The organism is Pedobacter sp. MC2016-14, from assembly GCF_020991475.1.
Taxonomy (GTDB): domain Bacteria; phylum Bacteroidota; class Bacteroidia; order Sphingobacteriales; family Sphingobacteriaceae; genus Pedobacter.
Window position 1 is genome coordinate 1,281,420 of the sequence record NZ_JAJMPA010000001.1, and the last position, 18,156, is coordinate 1,299,575.

Sequence of the window (18,156 nt, forward strand, 5' to 3'; positions counted from 1 at the left end):
TAATTTAAACCATTTTGGTCATTTTTTAGACCCCTTTGGCGTTGCTCAGGAATACATTTGGAAAGAATTCTAACCAAATAGATTATGAGAAAATATTACCTAATTGCACTGCTTTGTGCTCCCTTTCTCTCACTTTATGCTCAAAACCAAAAGCAGCTCCTTACAGGAAGGGTGCTTGATGAAGAGAGCAAGCAAACCATGGTTGGCGTTAGCGTTACCCTAAAGGGAACCAAGACAGCCGGAATGACCGATGAGAATGGAAACTTTAAATTGAGCACCCCAACGGGTCCTCAGGTGCTTGTGTTTAAATACATAGGCTACGAAACGGAAGAACTGACCGTTAACAGTTCAAAGCCCATTTCAATACAGTTAAAACCATCCAGTAATTCATTACAGGAAGTTGAGGTAAATGTAGGTTACGGAACGGTGAACAGGGAGCGGCTGGCCGGTGCTGTTTCCAGTATAAAGGCAAAAGACATTGCAGATTTTCCGGTATCTACCGCCGCAGAAGCGCTGGCCGGGAAACTTGCCGGGGTATCGGTTGTTGCAACCGAAGGCGCCCCAGGCTCCGAAATAAAGATTTTAGTCCGTGGTGGTACTTCCATTACCCAGGACAATTCACCGCTATACATTGTAGACGGCATCCCGTTAGACAATGCACTCTCTATCATCTCCCCAAGTGAAATAGCATCCATAGATGTGTTGAAAGATTTGGCTTCAACCTCCATCTATGGAGCCCGGGGAGCTAACGGTGTGGTACTCATTACCACAAAAACCGGAAAGGCAGGAAGGACAATTGTATCCTTTGATACCTATGCCGGGGTAAGAAAGATCACCAATTACCTGGACATGATGAAACCCTATGATTACCTGCTGATGCAATATGCTGGAAACAGGGGGCATTTTAGCGGTAGCATTACCACAGACAGTACCGTTATAAATGGATTTTACAGGCGTTATGGTAATATAGAAGACTGGGACATTTACAAAAGTTACCCTGCGGTAAACTGGACCGAACGTGTATTTGGCCGCTCGGCCTTCTCCAACACACAGGTACTTACCTTTAGCGGCGGTAACAAAACCAGTACTTACAACTTTAGTGTGAACCGTACAGATGAAGATGGGATTATGCTCAACTCTAACCTGGCCCGTACGTTTGCAACTTTCAGGTATGATAACGACATTTCAAAAACATTTAAGGTTGGGGTCAATGTAAGGTACAGCAACCAGCTGGTTACGGGTAATGGTACTTCAATAAAAGGCTCTAACGGGGGCTTGCAAAACTCAGTGCGGTTTCAGCCCTATCTGGGTACCATAAACCTGCAACAGGTAAATGAAGATGACGTTTCTGAATCCAGGATAGATTTAAGTACACCGGTAGATGCGGCAACCAGAGACCAACGGTTGAACCGCAATGCCGATTTGATTACTTCCGGATATTTGAATGTAAAAATATCCCCAAAACTCACCTTTAGAAGTAACATAGGATACCGGGTGGGCGAAAACAAAAATGATTCCTTTAGGGGTGTAGTGCGGTATGAAGTTTCCAGTTTTTCAAATTTCGGAACATATAAAGATCAGCCTTATGTAGATTTAATTAAAGGCAGGACTGTAAACATCACCAATACCAATACTTTAAGCTATGGCAATACCTTTAAAAAGAACCACAAGCTGGACATTGTTGTTGGAGAGGAAACCAATACCGTAACTTCGGATAACTATTCACAGACAGTCAGGTATTTTCCAAATGATGTTACCTGGCAATCTGCCTTTGCCAACCTGCAGCAGGCAAACGCCCCTCAGGGATTTGTGCAGCCTTCACCCACTTCTTTTATCCCGCCTCCGGAAAAGCTTTTATCTTTTTTCGGCAGAACACAATATTCTTATAAATCCAGGTATAACCTGAACCTGGCTTTGAGAACAGATGGTTCCTCTAAATTTGGTCCGGGCAACAGGTGGTCATCTTTCCCCTCTGCCCAATTTGCCTGGAGGATGTCAGAAGAGCAATTCTTCAAAAGTTTAAAGGCAAACTGGATCAACGGGTTCAAGTTCAGGGCCAGTTATGGTACGGCCGGAAACAATAGAATCAGCTCTGACCGCTTATATACTACCGTTTTTGGAACTGCCCAGAATCAGGGTTATGCGGAGTCTGATAACTCGCAGACACCAGGCCTTTACAGCCTTCAGTTACAAAATCCGGGTTTGAAATGGGAAACCACCGTGTCTCAGAACCTGGGACTTGACCTGGACCTCTTTGATAACAGGTTAACGGCTTCTGTTGACGTATATTCCAATAAAACAAGTGACTTACTTTTAAATGCGAATATCCCTGCCCAAAATGGTTATGCTTCTCAAACTCAAAATATTGGTGCAACAAGAAATAAGGGGCTGGAACTTCAACTGTCCTATGTGGTGGTTAAATCAAAAAACTGGACCTACAATACCGCTTTCAATTTATCCTTTAACAGAAATAAAATTGTAGAACTTAACGGGAATACCGATCCTGATTATGGATATGGTGTAAACTCGGGATGGGGCATCAGAAGCGAGGAATTTGATTTTCTGGTACAGGTTGGAAAGCCATTAGGGCAATTTTATGGCTACGTGGTTGATGGCTGGTTTACCATGGAAGATTTTGACAGACCATTTTACGAAAGTGAACTTGCTGCCGGCCGGAGGACTTTTCGCGAAAAACCGGGCGTACCCACTGGCTCCTTAACAGCTATTGGACAGAATGCTGCACCGGGGGTACTAAAAGTTAAAGATTTGAACGGTGACGGGGTGCTTACGGCCGAGGATAAAACCGTGTTGGGAACCTATCAGCCTAAATTTTTTGGCGGGTTTAACAACCAGGTTTCTTACAAAGGGTTTGACATGAGCGTATTCATCAATTTCTCTTATGGAGGAAAGACCTATAATGCCAATAAAACTGTGCTGGGCTCTCGTTACCAGGTAAATGGAAATAACTTTCTGCAAAAGTTTGCAAACAGCTGGAAGTACTTTGATGATAAAGGCAACATCCTGACCAACTGGGACGATATTGTTACCGCCAATGCAAATGTGACCAGTTATGCACCTACCTATGGGCAGCCTGTGGCACTTTCGGATGCGATAGAAGACGCTTCCTTTTTACGGATTACCAACATTACACTGGGTTATACTTTGCCCGCTAAACTACTGGAAAGGGTAAGGGCCATCTCCAGGTTAAGGATTTATGCCACTGTAAACAACCTGCATACTTTTACAAAGTATACAGGATTTGATCCTGAAGCAAGTACCAGGAATAGTCCTCTTACGCCAGGGGTAGATTACAGCGCATACCCACGCAACCGGTATATACTTGCCGGTCTTAATGTTTCATTTTAATACCTATCGGATATGAAAACCCCTATCATAAAATATTTGTTCCTTGCTTTTATAGCAGTAACTACAACTTTATATTCCTGTAAAAAATACCTGGAAGTAGAATCGCCCTCCCGTGTAGATTTGGATAAACTATTTGAAAGTGCTGATTATGTTAACTCTAATGTGCTCAGTATTTACAGCAAGGCTGCGGGGCGTAATGTGTATGGCGGTAATTTGCCTACAGCGTTTTCTACCGGAGGCGATGATTTCTGGATTCGCGGCAGTTCAAGTTACAACAGAAATGATGTGTCTGCGGTGTCTACCTACAACCCGGCTTCGGGCAATTCGGCCCTCCTCGGTACTTTTAGTCAGCTTTATGAAGGCATAGAAAGGGCCAACATTGTCTGTAAGTATCTTCCTGTTTCCGGCCTTTACCAATCCGGATCGGCAGAGCAGAAATTTCGCCTGCGCAATTATTACGGTGAAGCATTGGCTTTAAGGGCACTTTTCTATTTTGAGCTCATCAGGCACTGGGGAGATGTTCCGGCATCTTTTGTGCCGGCTGCCGACCGTACCGATTTATTTTTTGGACATGCCGACAGGGATGAGACTTATGACCACATCTTAGCAGACCTGAAACTGGCTTCGGAATTGGTGGCCTGGCGCAGTGATTTGGCTTCCTACAAGACATTTAGGTTTACCAAAGGTGCGGTGAAAGCACTGAGGGCAAGGATTGCCTTGTTTAGAGGTGGATATTCGCTTCGTATAAAATCACAGACAATGGCAAGAACCGACGATTATCAAAAATATTATCAAATCGCTTTTGAGGAATGTAATGATGTCATTAAATCTAACCAGCACCAGCTTAACCCTGTGTTTGAGAACATCTTTAAAACCTTGCATTCTGGAACAGCTCGTTTTGACGAGGCCAACGAGATCATGTTTGAAGTGGCGATGTGGGGAACGATAAATGATAGTGATTTGGCGCGTACCTACGGTTTGGGTTTTGCAAATACCACCTGGGGTAATGGCGGTGGGGGTGCAAGGGCAGTGCCTACCTATTTTTACGAGTTTGAGAAAACTGACGGCAGGAGAGATGTTACGCTTCCAAGCTTTAGCGTAAGCACCATAAGCAATACTAAAGTACAACTGCGGCTGAATGAGCTCATGTGTGGCAAGTTCAGGAAATCCTGGACCCAATTTGATGCAAACTCGCCAAGTTTGCAATTCGGGGTAAACTGGCCGGTAATCCGTTATGCCGATGTGTTGTTGATGTATGCAGAAGCAGCAAATGAATTGGGCAGTACAGATGGTTTTATTACACCTCTTGAAGCCTTACAGCGCGTGCAGCGAAGGGCTTATGGTGTAAACCCGATTCCAGCAATACCTGCAAATTTCTTTGAGGCCATTGTGAAAGAAAGGTTACTGGAATTTGGTGGCGAGGGCATCAGACGTTACGACCTGATCCGCTGGAACCGTTTGGACCAAACCATTAAAGAGGTGGATGCGAAGTTAAAGCTATTGTCATGGGGAGCGCCTGTTGCCAATAATCCTTATGCTAATTATTCGGAATACATTTACAACAGACCAACTGTCTTTCTTAATAAAACGTATCCCGAAGAGACCGCAAGCTTGCAGCTTTATGGCGGGCCGATTGATGTAGTGCTGTATTCTATGAACACGGTAAACCCGGGGGGTACTTTTGTGCGCACCGGCTGGAGACGTGAAGTTGGCATTTATACCAATGGTGTGTTAGGCTCAGGCCTGTTTACCAATACGCAACAGGCCTGGGGTACATTTTTCAAGGCGAACAGCAGGGAGCTTTTGCCTTATCCGGGACGTGTGGTTTTAGAAAGCAGGGGTTCAATTGTGCAGAACTTTGGTTACCAGGATTAAACAACAGGATTTATTCATCATTAAATGATAACAAGATGAAAATTAATAAATTGATTAAATTAAGTCAGCTGGTTGTACTCTTAACGCTATTGATTACAGCTGCCTGCACCAAAACCTTTGAGGGTTTAGTGGAAGACCCTTCTGCTAACAGGTCTTTTATTCCAACAAGCTTTAGAGTAAGAACCGCTCAGGATACCGCAATTTTTTCATGGAGTCCCGGGGCGCAGTCTCCTGGTATCCGGCTTAAATATAGGTTAGAGCTTTCTGCGGATTCTAATTTTTCTACGGTAGATATCACCAGAATTGTGGATACATTGGGCATCAGGTTGCTGGAGCCTGAAGTAAACATTAACAAACTCTATTTTGGCAGGCTTAGGGTAGATGCTGTAGGAGATATCCAACCCTCAAGGTGGTTGTATTTAGGTTCAAATTTCAGGTTGATTGGACAGCAGTATCTACGGATTATCCGCAGTAGCGATATTACGGAAACCAGTGTAAGCCTGAATTGGTTTGTGGGACCGAACACAGCTGATCTGGATAAAGTGGTAGCTACAACTGAGGACAATGTGGTTACTTCATTTGACCTAACTCCTGCCGAAGCAGCATCTGGGCATAAAACCATTACCGGACTTACAGCAGGCACACGTTATACCGTGCAGATTGTGGCGAAAACGAAAAGCAAGGGGCTGGCGAATATTACAACCGGAAGGTCGCTGATTTTTACCCGTATCCTGTCTCCGGGAGATAATGTGGCAACGGCGCTGGCTACTGCGGCAAATGGCGATCTGATAGGTTTTAATCCGGGTACCTATTCGGTAACTTCTGTAGTAGACCTGGCCAACAAATACATTACACTGCGTTCTGTATCCAATAATCCTTTAAATACCAAGCTTAAGTTTAGAGAATTGAACTTAAGGGGAGATGGCGCAGGGATTTCCATATCGGGATTGGAAATCGATGCAAATTACAATGGTACCAGTTACGGCGGTACATTTATCCAGCTAAAAGGACCTGCGGGAACCGACGGTGCGGCGACGGTATTTAGGGCGGTAAGCCTGGAGAACTGTATCATTCACGATTTTACCACCAATGTTTTTAGGGGTAATTATGGCTCCGCGGCAAACGTACACCAGTTGCCTTCCTTTAGTATGAACAATTGTATTGTTTACGATATCAATAAAACAGGAAGTAACAATGCATATACATTTTCTATTGAAAAGCTACTGTTCAAAACTTTTAGTATAACCAGGTCTACCCTTTATAATTTTGGTGCCGGCCTGGTAAATGTGAGCACTGCCTTAGCGCCTACTCCGGTTCCGGCAATTAATTTTGATTATTGCACCATCAATAATTTTGGTTCTCAGGGAAGGTATGTGCTTATTGACGCAGGTAGCGCAACCAATGTAGTGTTCAATTTTAGAAATAGTATAGTTTCTAATACGCCATTAGGTGTTGGTGGATTGGCGGTAAGTGGTACGCCGCATCAGATAAAAAATCAAAATGCAATAGGAAACTTTACCAACAACAATTACTTTAACTTAAATACCGCTAAAATTAATGAGGGAGGTTTTAAAATGGTGCTGACCGGACTCTACCAGTTTTCAAATACGGAGATTGATTTGGGTTGGACAGCAGCGACAACAGATTTTAGTTTAAAAAATATTCCGGCTGCGGAGCCTTTGATGAGGGCGAGCCAGAGTGCAAATACCATTGGCGACCCGCGCTGGGCTTATTAATACCAAAAAGAAAATAAGAAGACGATATGCTACGAACGAAATTCAGATTATGCTTTACATTGGCTGTTTGCGCACTGTTATTCCAGGGGCAATCAAGGGCTCAGGCTTTACTAAAATATCCTTACCAGGATACGAACCTGAGTTTTGAACAAAGGGTTGACGATTTGGTTGGCCGCTTAACACTCGAAGAAAAGGTGGCGCAGATGTTAAACTCTGCGCCGGCTATTCCCCGGTTGGACATTCCGGCATACGACTGGTGGAACGAAACCTTGCATGGTGTGGCCAGAACACCTTATAAGGCTACGGTATTTCCACAGGCCATAGCCATGGCGGCTACTTTTGATCCAGCTGCGCTGTTTACTATGGCTGATTACTCTGCCATGGAGGGTAGGGCAATTTACAACCTCGCTGTGGCTTCCGGAAGGGCGGGAAGAAAATACGTAGGACTTACATACTGGACACCCAATGTCAACATCTTTCGTGACCCGCGCTGGGGACGCGGCCAGGAAACTTATGGTGAAGACCCCTTTTTAACTGCAAGCCTGGGCGATGCATTTGTAAGGGGACTGCAAGGAGATGATCCTAAGTACTTAAAGGCTGCTGCCTGTGCCAAGCATTATGCCGTGCACAGTGGTCCGGAACCATTGCGGCATAATTTTGATATTGACGTTTCTGCCTACGATCTTTGGGATACCTATTTGCCCGCCTTTAAAAAGCTGGTGGTAGATTCTAAAGTTGCCGGAGTGATGTGCGCCTACAACGCTTTCAGGACGCAGCCATGTTGCGCAAGTGATGTGCTTATGAATACCATTTTAAGAGAGCAGTGGCAGTTTAAAGGTTATGTAACTTCGGATTGTGCAGGTATTGAAGATTTTTTTATGAAACATAAAACCCATCCTGATGCCCAAAGTGCATCCGTTGATGCGGTGTTTCATGGCACGGATGTAGAGTGCGGTCACGGGGCATATTTAACACTGGTACAGGGGGTAAAGGACAAAAAGATTCCGGAAGCACAGATTGACATTTCTGTAAAACGTTTGTTCATGATCAGGTTCAGGTTAGGGCTTTTTGATCCTGTGCATATGGTTTCTTTTGCACAGGTCTCATCAAATGTGCTTGAAAGTGAAGCGCATCAGGCACAGGCCTTAAAAATGGCGAGACAATCTATGGTACTTCTAAAAAATGACCATTTGCTTCCCTTGTCTAAAAATATCAAGAAAATTGTGGTGCTTGGTCCAAATGCCGACAACCCTATTGCGATACTTGGAAATTATAACGGCAACCCCTCAAAACTCAGCACTGTGCTTCAGGGCATAAAAGATAAGCTGGGTGCCAATACAGCAGTAGTTTATGAAAAGGCTGTTACCTATACCAGCGACCAACTTTTGGACTATACGGCAGCTAAGGGCGATTTTAGTTACGAGGGTAAGGCCGGGATTAAAGCCGAGTACTATAAAAATACGGCGCTGGAAGGGCAGCCCGCTGTAACCCAAATTGAAAAGAGTTTTAACCACAGTTGGCAGGAAGGGGAAGCGGTGGCCGGAAATGTGACGGCCAATGACTTTTCTGCACGTTACACCAGCACCTTCAAATCAAATGAGAACCAAACGCTTTCCCTGGAACTGGAGGCTGACAATGGCTGTCGCCTGTATATCAATGGAAAATTGGTGCTCGACAACTGGGCATCTAAAAAGAACGATGTGAAGAAGTATAAGCTAACAGCTAAAAAAGGTGAGACTTACAATTTTGTGCTGGAAAGCTGGCAGGGGGATGCTACAGCCTACGTAAAATTTAACATCGGAAAGTTCATAAAGACAGATTTTTCTGCACTAACCGCAAAATACAAGGATGCAGATGCCTTCATATTTGCGGGAGGGATTTCTCCGCAATTGGAAGGTGAATCTATGCGGGTAGAAGATCCGGGATTTCTAGGTGGCGATAGGACTTCAATTCTGCTGCCTTCTGTGCAAACTGAACTGATGAAAGTCCTTAAGGCTACGGGCAAACCGGTTGTTTTTGTGATGATGACCGGGAGTGCCATCGCCACGCCATGGGAAAGTGCAAATTTGCCAGCTATATTGAATGCCTGGTATGGAGGTCAATCGGCCGGAACAGCCATTGCAGACATCCTTTTTGGTGATTACAATCCTTCGGGGCGGCTACCGGTAACCTTCTATAAAGGCGATAATGACCTTGCCGATTTTAAAGACTATGGAATGGACAACAGGACCTACCGTTATTTTAAAGGTAAGCCATTGTATGGTTTTGGCTATGGCTTAAGTTATACTACTTTTAAATATGATCAGCTAATGATGCCTGCAGCTGTGGCGACGGGTAAAGGTATAAACCTCTCGGTACGGGTTACCAACACGGGAAAGCTGAGTGGGGATGAAGTTGTTCAGCTTTACCTGCTCAATAAAAATACATCGATTAAAACTGCTTTAAAAACCCTGAAAGGATTTAAAAGAATAAGTCTAAAGCCTGCGGAAAGCACTACTGTTGAGTTTAAGCTTAGCCCTGAAGAGCTATCCTATATCAGTCCGGAGGGAAAAAGTACCGCGCTAACAGGTAGTGTGGAATTTAGCATTGGCGGGAGCCAGCCAGATGAACCGAACCAAACCAGTGGAAATGTAGTAAGTAAAGTATTAAATATAAAATAAACCATTTAAAGATGAGACGATTAAAAACATATCTTTTTATTGCTTGTGCCTTTTTTACAGGCACAAATTTGCTCGCTGCCGAAATTCCTAAGGCAGATATTATTGTGGCTTTGGATGGAAGCGGACAGTTCAAATCTATTCAGCAAGCCATCAATGCAGTACCAGACAATAGTGCTAAACGTACGGTGATCCTGATTAAAAACGGCGCTTACAGCACAGAAAAATTAATTGTGCCAGCAAGCAAAATTAACCTTACCATAAGGGGCGAATCACGTGAAAAAACAGTAATTAGTTATCATATATACGATTGTGGTAGTCCAGAATCGCAGAATAAATGCCCGGCAGAATCCTGGGCATTATGGAAAGATAATAAAGAGCTGGTGCGTACCTCTGCAACTTTAACTGCGCTGGCAGAAAACTTTATCGCAGAGAACCTAACGGTAGCTAATACAGCTGGCCCTGTGGGACAAGCCCTTGCACTCACGCTTCGCAATGACAAGATTACCTTTAACAATTGCGACATTTTAGGCTACCAGGATACCATATTGCTGGGTAAAGATGGCATGCGCAATTACTTTGTAGACTGTTTAATTTTGGGTCGCACCGACTATATTTATGGTGGGGGAATTGGTTTTTTTCAGTCCTGCGAGGTACGCAGTTATGGAGGGGGCTGGGTAACAGCGCCATCTACCCCGGAGCGCCAGTTTTACGGTTACGTATTTAACCAATGTAAATTCACCTATGCCGCAAACAGTCCGAGGAAAGGTGACGATGGACGTAAAATTGCCATTGGCAGGCCATGGCACAATTATCCCAAAGTAACCATCCTCAACTCGGAGCTGTGTGAGGAGATGCATCCTGAGGGCTGGCCTACCACCTGGAACATGACGTATGCCGCTACCAGTGATCAACTTCATCTTTATGAGTACAACAACAGTGGTAAGGGAGCAGATATGAGTCATAGAGCAAGTTGGGCAGGACTTAGGGCCTTGACTGCCGAGGAAGCCAAAGACTATACCATGCAGAAAGTTTTAGCGGACTGGAATCCTGAAATAAACCAATACGGTGTAAAGCGTAAAAAGAATTCGAGATAAATAGATTATAAAGAGCTTGTTGCCTCTTTTCATACTTGAGGCAACATATTTGGTTAGGGGCTACCTGGATGGGTAGCCCTTTAATATTATTAGCAGTTTAAATTAAATTTTATATCTTTAATTTACATTACCTAATATCCTATGTCAGCAACACCAACGACACCCCATGATTCCAGCAATCATTTGACAACATTACCAAAAACACCTACCGGAATTTCGGGCCTTGATCAGATCACTCTTGGTGGTTTGCCTACCGGCCGGCCCACACTGATATGCGGCAGCACCGGCTGTGGTAAAACCCTGTTTTCTCTCGAGTTTTTAATCAGGGGTGCCCAGGAATACAACGAGCCAGGTGTTTTTATGGCTTTTGAAGAGAAACCATCCGAGCTGGCCATGAATGTGGCCTCTCTGGGATTTGACCTGAACAAACTTCAGGAAGAAAAAAAAATAAGAATAGACTACGTTCACATAGACAGGAGCGAAATTGAAGAAACAGGTGAATATGACCTGGAAGGACTTTTCATTAGATTGGGCTACGCTATTGATACCATTGGTGCCAAGCGGGTGGTACTGGATACCATTGAAAACCTTTTTGCCGGTTTAACAGATGAGGGCATTTTGCGTGCGGAACTGCGCAGGCTTTTTGGCTGGTTAAAAGAAAAAGGCGTGACGGCAATTATCACAGGTGAGCAGGGAGAGAACACCTTAACCCGTCAGGGCCTGGAAGAATATGTATCAGATTGTGTGATCTTATTAGACCACCGCATCATCAACCAGATTTCTACCAGACGCCTGAGGATCATTAAATATCGAGGTACCTTACACGGTACCAATGAATATCCATTTTTGATTGATGAGGAAGGCATTTCTGTATTGCCGGTAACTTCTTTGCAACTGGATAAACCAGTGTCTTCAGAGAGTATCCCTACGGGTATCCCTGCTTTAAATGGGATGTTTAGTGAAGGTGGATTTTACCGCGGCAGCAGTGTGCTGGTATCGGGCACCGCTGGTACAGGAAAAACCAGTGTTGCCGCCAGTTTTGTGAATCAGGCTTGCCTGGATGGCGAAAGATGTTTGTTTTTTGCTTTTGAAGAGTCACCTCAGCAAATTATCAGAAACATGCGCTCTATTGGTATGGACATGCAAAACCATATTGATGCAGGATTACTGAAGTTTTATGCTTCAAGGCCAACTTTGTATGGTTTGGAAATGCACCTGGTAGCCATTCATAAAGCCATTAAGAAATTTAAACCACAGGTAGTGGTACTAGACCCTATTACCAATTTAATTACCATTGGTTCCGTGAGCGAGGTAAAAGCCATGCTGGTACGTTTAATTGACTTTTTACAGGAAGAGCAAATTACGGTGATGTTTACGGCATTAACCCTAAATAACATTGTGAATGAGCAAACTGATGAAGGGGTATCTTCACTGGTTGATGCCTGGATCCTGATCAAAGACATCGAAATGAACGGGGAACGGAACAAAGGTTTATATGTGATGAAATCCCGTGGTATGAAACATTCCAGCCAGGTACGTGAGTTTGTAATTTCAGAAAATGGCATCAATTTACTGGATGTTTACATAGGACCAGACGGCATATTAACGGGATCTGCCCGTGAAGCACATCGCCTGGAAGAGCAAACAGGACAGGTATTGCACACCAATGCACTGAATAGAAAAGACAGGGAACTGGAACGTAAGCGTAAGGTGCTCGAAAGTAAGATAGACAGTTTGAAGGCTGAATTTGAATCTACAGAAGAGGAATTGAACAAAATATACACCGAAGAAAAGATCAAAAATGAAGTGGTGTTAAGGATCCGTGAGGAGATGACAAATTTACGGAGCAGACCAGCGGGCCCGGAAGATAAGGGGAGCAAATAAATAGTATGAAACAGGACATATATGAGCTGCGGCTTTACGTGGCAGGTAAAACAACTAAATCTATAACGGCCTTAAATAATTTAAAAAAATATTGTGAAGAACATTTAGTGGATCAGTATGTTATTGAGGTGATCGATCTTTTAGAGAACCCGCAGCTTGCTGAGGGCGATCAAATATTTGCTGTACCTACACTCGTTAAAAAAGTACCGGAACCAGTACGTAAAATAATTGGAGATTTATCTAATGAAGAAAAGGTTCTGGTAGGATTGAATATTCGTCCTAAAAGTGCACAATAACAACTTTTATGACAAACGAGGGTGGAATGGATTTTAATGGTGGTGATGTTGCAGGCGATGGTCATTATCAGCTTCGCTTGTTTGTGGTAGGGACTTCTACACATTCTATACGTGCCATCAGCAATATCAAAACGATATTGACAACGCATTTGGAAGGAAGGTACGAGCTTGAAGTTATTGATGTGCACCAGCAGCCTTTGATTGCTTTAAGCGAGGATGTAACTGCAGTTCCAATGCTCATTGTAAAATCTCCGGCCTCGGGCAGAAGGTTAATTGGCGATATGTCTAATACGGCTAAAGTTTTAAAGAGTCTTGGACTGACGCAATAATCAGGGATGTTAAAAATGGAAAAGACCAGAGAAGAGCTGTTAAAGTTATTAGAAGAGGCTGAATATAAACTTGAGGAGGCAAATGATACCCTGGAGGCCATCCGGTTAGGGGAAATTGATGCGCTGATCTTGAAAGGTGATGATGGCCATGCTATTTTTACACTTAAAACAGCAGACCATTCTTTTCGGATTTTTATCGAGCAAATGTCTGAAGGAGCAATAACCCTCAACAAAGAAGGCATAATTTTATACGCCAATTCCAGTTTCGCTACTATCGTTGGTCTTCCGCTAGAAAAAGTAGTTGGCCATTCCATTGATCGTTTTATACAAGCTGCAGACGCATTACGGTGGAGTGACATCTTGTTTAATGCCTGGAGCCAGCAAACAAAGGTTGAGCTTGAAATTATTGGGGCTACAGACAATACAATACCCGTTTTGCTTTCTTTGAAAATGCTTGAATTGAATGAAGGGCTTGCTTTAAGTATCATCATTTCTGATTTGACGCTTCAAAAGGAAAATGAACGTGTTTTAAAGCAAAAGAACGAACAGTTGGAAGAAGCACAGTTAGTGATGAGCCATCTGAACGAAACACTGGAGCATACAGTTTCTGAAAGAACGCTGGCATTAACGGTTTCTTTGGCCGAGAAGGAAAGGGTAGAGCAGAACCTGCGAACCAATCAGGAACGCTTAACAAAGATCCTGGAAACTATGGAGGAAGGCGTGGTAATTAAGGATCTGACAGGAAACCTTACTTATGCTAATCCGATGGCGAGGAAAATACTGAGCATTATTCATGATAACCAGCAAATTTATTTTAATCCCGCCTGGAAATTTTTATGGCTCAACGGAGAAGACCTGCCGTTGGTTAATTATCCCATTTTAGCCGCCATGCAGTCTGGAATTCCGATTCATGATTATGAGGTTGCGGTGCAGCCTGATGCAGGTGAACGGTTTTACATTTCTCTGAATGCCGCACCACTTAGGGATGCAGAAGGTAATATTATTGCCGGTATTGGAACGTTTATGGACGTTACCAATCGTCGGAAAGCCATTCAGCAAAAGGATGATTTTATCAGTGTAGCAAGCCATGAGCTCAGGACACCAGTAACTTCGTTAAAAGCCTCCCTGCAATTGATGGATCGTCTGGTAGATCGATCTGATACCGTAGGCATGATGCCGAAATTAATTTCGCAGGCCAATAAGAGCATGAATAAAATGAGTACGCTCATTGAAGATTTATTGAACGCCACCAAAATGACCGAAGGGCAGTTGCACCTCAAGAAAACTGTGTTCAATTTGCAGGAGCTGGTAGCGGATTGTTGTCATGATATCCTGGCAAATGGTACATTTAGCCTAAATATCCAGGCTGATGGTGATGTAATGGTATATGCCGATGAGCATAAAATTGAGCAGGTAATTGTGAACTTTGTAAGCAACGCCACTAAATATGCCCCGGAATCCAAAGAAATTATAGTTACCATTGAACAAACTGTCGACGAGACCAAACTCTCAGTTAGCGATCAGGGAGTAGGAATTCCGGAAGCAAAATTGCCCTATATTTTTGACAGGTACTATCGTGTAGACAGTGATGGTACACAGTATTCCGGACTTGGTCTGGGCCTGTACATCTGCTCGCAAATCATCTACAAACACGGCGGCCAGATTGGGGTGGAGAGTAAGGTTGGTCATGGCAGTTCGTTTTGGTTTAGGCTACCCAAAGCCTATTAGTTTAGCTATGATTGACTCATTGCCTTGCCCCTGTTTAATTCCTACTCATACCTCAATGCCTCTATAGGATCCAGATTTGACGCTTTTACCGCCGGGTAATACCCAAAGAATATTCCGGTTATGGCGCAAACCAAAAAGGAGATTACAATAGAAGATTCGGAGATTACTGTTGGCCAGTTTAAGGCCATTGGGATGGCAAAAGCTGCGGTAATTCCAAGTACTACACCAATAACCCCGCCGGTAATACTGATCATGATGGCCTCGATTAAAAACTGCAATAAGATGTCGATGCCCCGGGCCCCAATAGACATCCTTAATCCAATTTCCCTGGTGCGCTCCGTTACCGAAACATACATAATATTCATGATGCCGATTCCACCAATAACCAAAGAGATGCTGGCCACGGCAGTTAAAAGTGCTGTCATCATGCTGCTGGTAGAATTGAGCATGGTCATTAACTCTGCCTGGGTGCGGATTTGAAAATCATCCTGTTCTGTTGCCCTTAAGCGGTGAGATACCCTTAGTACTGTGGTGGCTTCGTCTACAGCTGCATCAGATGCAGCCTCGGTGATTGCCGAAGCGTAGATCTGGCTAAAATAGATAGAAGAAAGTACGCGCTTTTGCACTGTGGTATATGGCGCAAGAATTATATCGTCCTGGTCCTGACCAAAATTGCTGGTCCCCTTTGGGCTCAGCACGCCAATCACCTGCATTGGAATTTTGCCAAAGCGGATGATTTTTCCCAGCGGACTTTCTCCGTTTGGAAATAGATTATCGACTACGGTTTTACCCAACAAACATACTTTGGCCGAAGATTTAACATCCTGGGCAGAAAACACAATGCCGTCTTTTACCGTAAGCTTTCTGATGTCAAGATACTCCGGACTTACGCCCTGTATTGTTGTAGGCCAGTTGTTGGCCCCGCTAATGACCTGTCCGCTGGAAGAAGCCAGTGGAGAAATCAGTGCAATATTTGGTGCATCCTTTTCCAGCGTCTCCACATCAGCATAAGTGAGTGATTTGAGGTTACTGCCCATCATCCTTGCACCTCCGGGTTCGTTACTTTGGGGCATAATGGTAATCATGTTGGAGCCCATGCTGGATAAAGAAGCGTTGATGCTCTGTTTGGAGCCTTCGCCAATAGACATCATGGTAATTACAGAAGCCACGCCGATGATGATCCCGAGCATGGTGAGCAGGGCACGCAGCTTATTACGTTGCAAAGCGCGGATGGCCAGCCTTATTAAATTTAAAATCTTCATGTCTATAAGTATTAATAATCGTCGCTGGCAGGTAAAGCCGCAAGGGCCTCTTTTGCCGAACGCCGGTTGGTATTTTCAGTATCTTTCTGGACCTTGCCATCCCTAAGCATCACGGTGCGGGAGCTAAAACCAGCAATGTCCGGCTCGTGCGTTACAAAGACAATGGTTTTGCCTTTTTCATTCAGCTCCTGCATCAAAGCCATAATTTCATAAGAGGTCCTGGTATCGAGGTTACCTGTAGCCTCATCGGCCAAAATCATCACGGGCTCATTTACCAATGCCCTGGCAATAGCTACCCGTTGCTGCTGTCCACCAGAAAGCTGGTTTGGGGTATGGTCAAAACGTCCATCCAGTTTAACAGCCTGTAAAGCCGCTATGGCACGTTCTCTTCGTTCTGCGGTACCTATTAAAGGATTATACAGGAGTGGAAGTTCCACGTTTTCCAATGCAGAGGTTCTGGGTAACAAATTATAGGCCTGAAACACAAAACCTATTTTGGTATTGCGCAGTTTGGCCAGTTCATCTCTGGACAATTCCTTTACATTCACATTGTCTAGCATATAAACGCCTTCAGTAGGCTTGTCCAGGCAGCCCAGCATGTTCAATAAAGTTGTTTTTCCAGAGCCGCTACTGCCCATAATGGTGACGAACTCTCCCGCATTTACATCGAAAGAAACACCCTTTAAAGCCCTTACAGTTTCTGTACCCATGGTAAACTCCCGCTTTACCTCACGGATTTCCAAGATCTTTCCCATTATTTTTTCCTCCCTGGTCTTTGTGGCATAAAAGGGCTCGAAGCAGCGGCTGTCGATCCTTCGGCCAGGGTTTCCATTCCGGTAATTACCTGGTCATTTGCTGTTAAGCCAGACAGCACCTCGGCCTGGGTATTGTCGTTAAGGCCTACATTTATTTTTTGCTGGATCAGTTTATCGCCCTGGAGCAGCCATACCAGATTCGCTTTTGCATCTGCATTTTTTAAAGGCTGCAGGGTATATTTCTTCGCCAGTGTAGCATCGGGTTTAAATTTCAAAGCTTGCACAGGAATTAACAAGGCATCCTTAACTTCTTTGGTATAAATGATAATGCTGGCCGTCATTCCCGGTTTCAATTTTTTATCATCATTAGGCGCATCGATCAGGGTGGTATAGGTAACCACGTTGGATGATATGGCGGGGTTAAGCCTGATCTCCTTTACGGTACCGTTAAAAGTATCTTCAATAAATGCATCTACGGTAAAAGTAGCCCGCTGTCCTTTAACCACATTGCCAATATCTGCCTCATCTACCTTAGCTTCAACCTGCATTTTGGTGATGTCTTTGGCAATGGTAAAAATGGTAGGCGTACTGTAACTTGCAGCTACGGTTTGCCCCACGCTTACACTTCTGCTAAGCACTACGCCGTCAATGGGCGAGTAGATTTGCGTAAAAGACATGTTCCGTTCTGCCGAGCGAAGCTGTGCCTTAATGCTGTTTACATTGGCTTTAGCCACCTGATAGGTATTGAGCGATAAATCGTAATCGGCTTTGCTGATGGCGCCCGTAGCATACAATTGCTGTTGACGTTTGTAATTTGCCGACTGGTAAATCTCGGTACTTTGCACCTGCGCAAGACTTGCTTTAAACTGATCTACCGTTGCCTGGAGCAAGGTTTTATCCAGCTCTGCCAGCAACTGTCCTTTTTTAACCGTAGAGTTGAAATCGGCATACATGGCAGATACGGTACCAGATACTTGCGTGCCCACCGTTACGGTGTCTACCGGTTGTACTTTTCCGGTTGCCGTAACACTGGTAGAAATGGCCCCATGTGTGGGTTTAACCGTGCTGATGTTGATGGGCGCGGCTGTGTTTCTGAGGAAAAAATACCAGATGAGTCCTGCCAGAACAGCTACGGAAAGGAGGATGGTAATTATTTTTTTAGGCTTCATGA

At 44.2% G+C, this 18,156-nt stretch carries 12 protein-coding genes; 9 read left to right on the forward strand and 3 right to left on the reverse strand.

Features of this window, described 5'->3' with window-relative positions; genetic code table 11:
* Nucleotides 1-84 precede the first annotated feature (84 nt).
* The 9 genes from LPB86_RS05340 (at nt 85) to LPB86_RS05380 (ending at nt 14,968) form a co-directional block, all read left to right on the forward strand.
* A complete protein-coding gene (locus tag LPB86_RS05340; protein ID WP_230641625.1) occupies nt 85-3,366 on the forward strand; it encodes a TonB-dependent receptor in 3,282 nt (1,093 codons plus the stop codon).
* 12 nt (nt 3,367-3,378) lie between these two features.
* Nucleotides 3,379-5,241 (forward strand): RagB/SusD family nutrient uptake outer membrane protein, encoded by a 1,863-nt coding sequence (locus LPB86_RS05345; protein WP_230641626.1) that lies wholly within the window; start codon nt 3,379-3,381, stop codon nt 5,239-5,241.
* A gap of 35 nt (nt 5,242-5,276) precedes the next feature.
* Complete coding sequence (locus LPB86_RS05350; RefSeq protein WP_230641627.1) at nt 5,277-6,977, forward strand: DUF4957 domain-containing protein; 1,701 nt, start codon at nt 5,277-5,279, stop codon at nt 6,975-6,977.
* A 26-nt stretch (nt 6,978-7,003) separates the two neighbouring features.
* Nucleotides 7,004-9,637, forward strand: coding sequence for a glycoside hydrolase family 3 C-terminal domain-containing protein (locus LPB86_RS05355; RefSeq protein ID WP_230641628.1), 2,634 nt, complete (start codon nt 7,004-7,006; stop codon nt 9,635-9,637).
* Between the two features lie 11 nt (nt 9,638-9,648).
* On the forward strand, nt 9,649-10,731 hold the full coding sequence (locus LPB86_RS05360) for a pectinesterase family protein (protein ID WP_230641629.1): 1,083 nt from the start codon (nt 9,649-9,651) through the stop codon (nt 10,729-10,731).
* A 141-nt stretch (nt 10,732-10,872) separates the two neighbouring features.
* Complete coding sequence (kaiC, locus tag LPB86_RS05365; protein WP_230641630.1) at nt 10,873-12,615, forward strand: circadian clock protein KaiC; 1,743 nt, start codon at nt 10,873-10,875, stop codon at nt 12,613-12,615.
* A gap of 5 nt (nt 12,616-12,620) precedes the next feature.
* Nucleotides 12,621-12,911, forward strand: coding sequence for a circadian clock KaiB family protein (locus LPB86_RS05370; protein ID WP_230641631.1), 291 nt, complete (start codon nt 12,621-12,623; stop codon nt 12,909-12,911).
* Nucleotides 12,912-12,919: 8 nt separating this feature from the next.
* On the forward strand, nt 12,920-13,240 hold the full coding sequence (locus tag LPB86_RS05375; RefSeq protein WP_230641632.1) for a circadian clock KaiB family protein: 321 nt from the start codon (nt 12,920-12,922) through the stop codon (nt 13,238-13,240).
* Between the two features lie 15 nt (nt 13,241-13,255).
* Nucleotides 13,256-14,968, forward strand: a complete 1,713-nt coding sequence (locus tag LPB86_RS05380) for an ATP-binding protein (protein ID WP_230641633.1) — start codon at nt 13,256-13,258, stop codon at nt 14,966-14,968.
* Between the two features lie 41 nt (nt 14,969-15,009).
* On the opposite strand, the gene LPB86_RS05385 is transcribed toward LPB86_RS05380, so the two are convergent.
* Genes LPB86_RS05385 through LPB86_RS05395 form a run of 3 tightly spaced genes read right to left on the reverse strand, consistent with a single transcriptional unit; the run spans nt 15,010 to nt 18,154 of the window.
* Nucleotides 15,010-16,230 (reverse strand): ABC transporter permease, encoded by a 1,221-nt coding sequence (locus LPB86_RS05385; protein WP_230641635.1) that lies wholly within the window; start codon nt 16,228-16,230, stop codon nt 15,010-15,012.
* Between the two features lie 11 nt (nt 16,231-16,241).
* Nucleotides 16,242-16,985 carry an ABC transporter ATP-binding protein gene (locus tag LPB86_RS05390; RefSeq protein WP_255695483.1) on the reverse strand — a complete coding sequence of 248 codons (744 nt, stop codon included), beginning with the start codon at nt 16,983-16,985 and terminating at the stop codon, nt 16,242-16,244.
* Nucleotides 16,985-18,154 (reverse strand): efflux RND transporter periplasmic adaptor subunit, encoded by a 1,170-nt coding sequence (locus LPB86_RS05395; RefSeq protein WP_230641637.1) that lies wholly within the window; start codon nt 18,152-18,154, stop codon nt 16,985-16,987. Before LPB86_RS05395 ends, LPB86_RS05390 begins: the two co-directional genes overlap by 1 nt.
* Nucleotides 18,155-18,156: the final 2 nt, after the last annotated feature.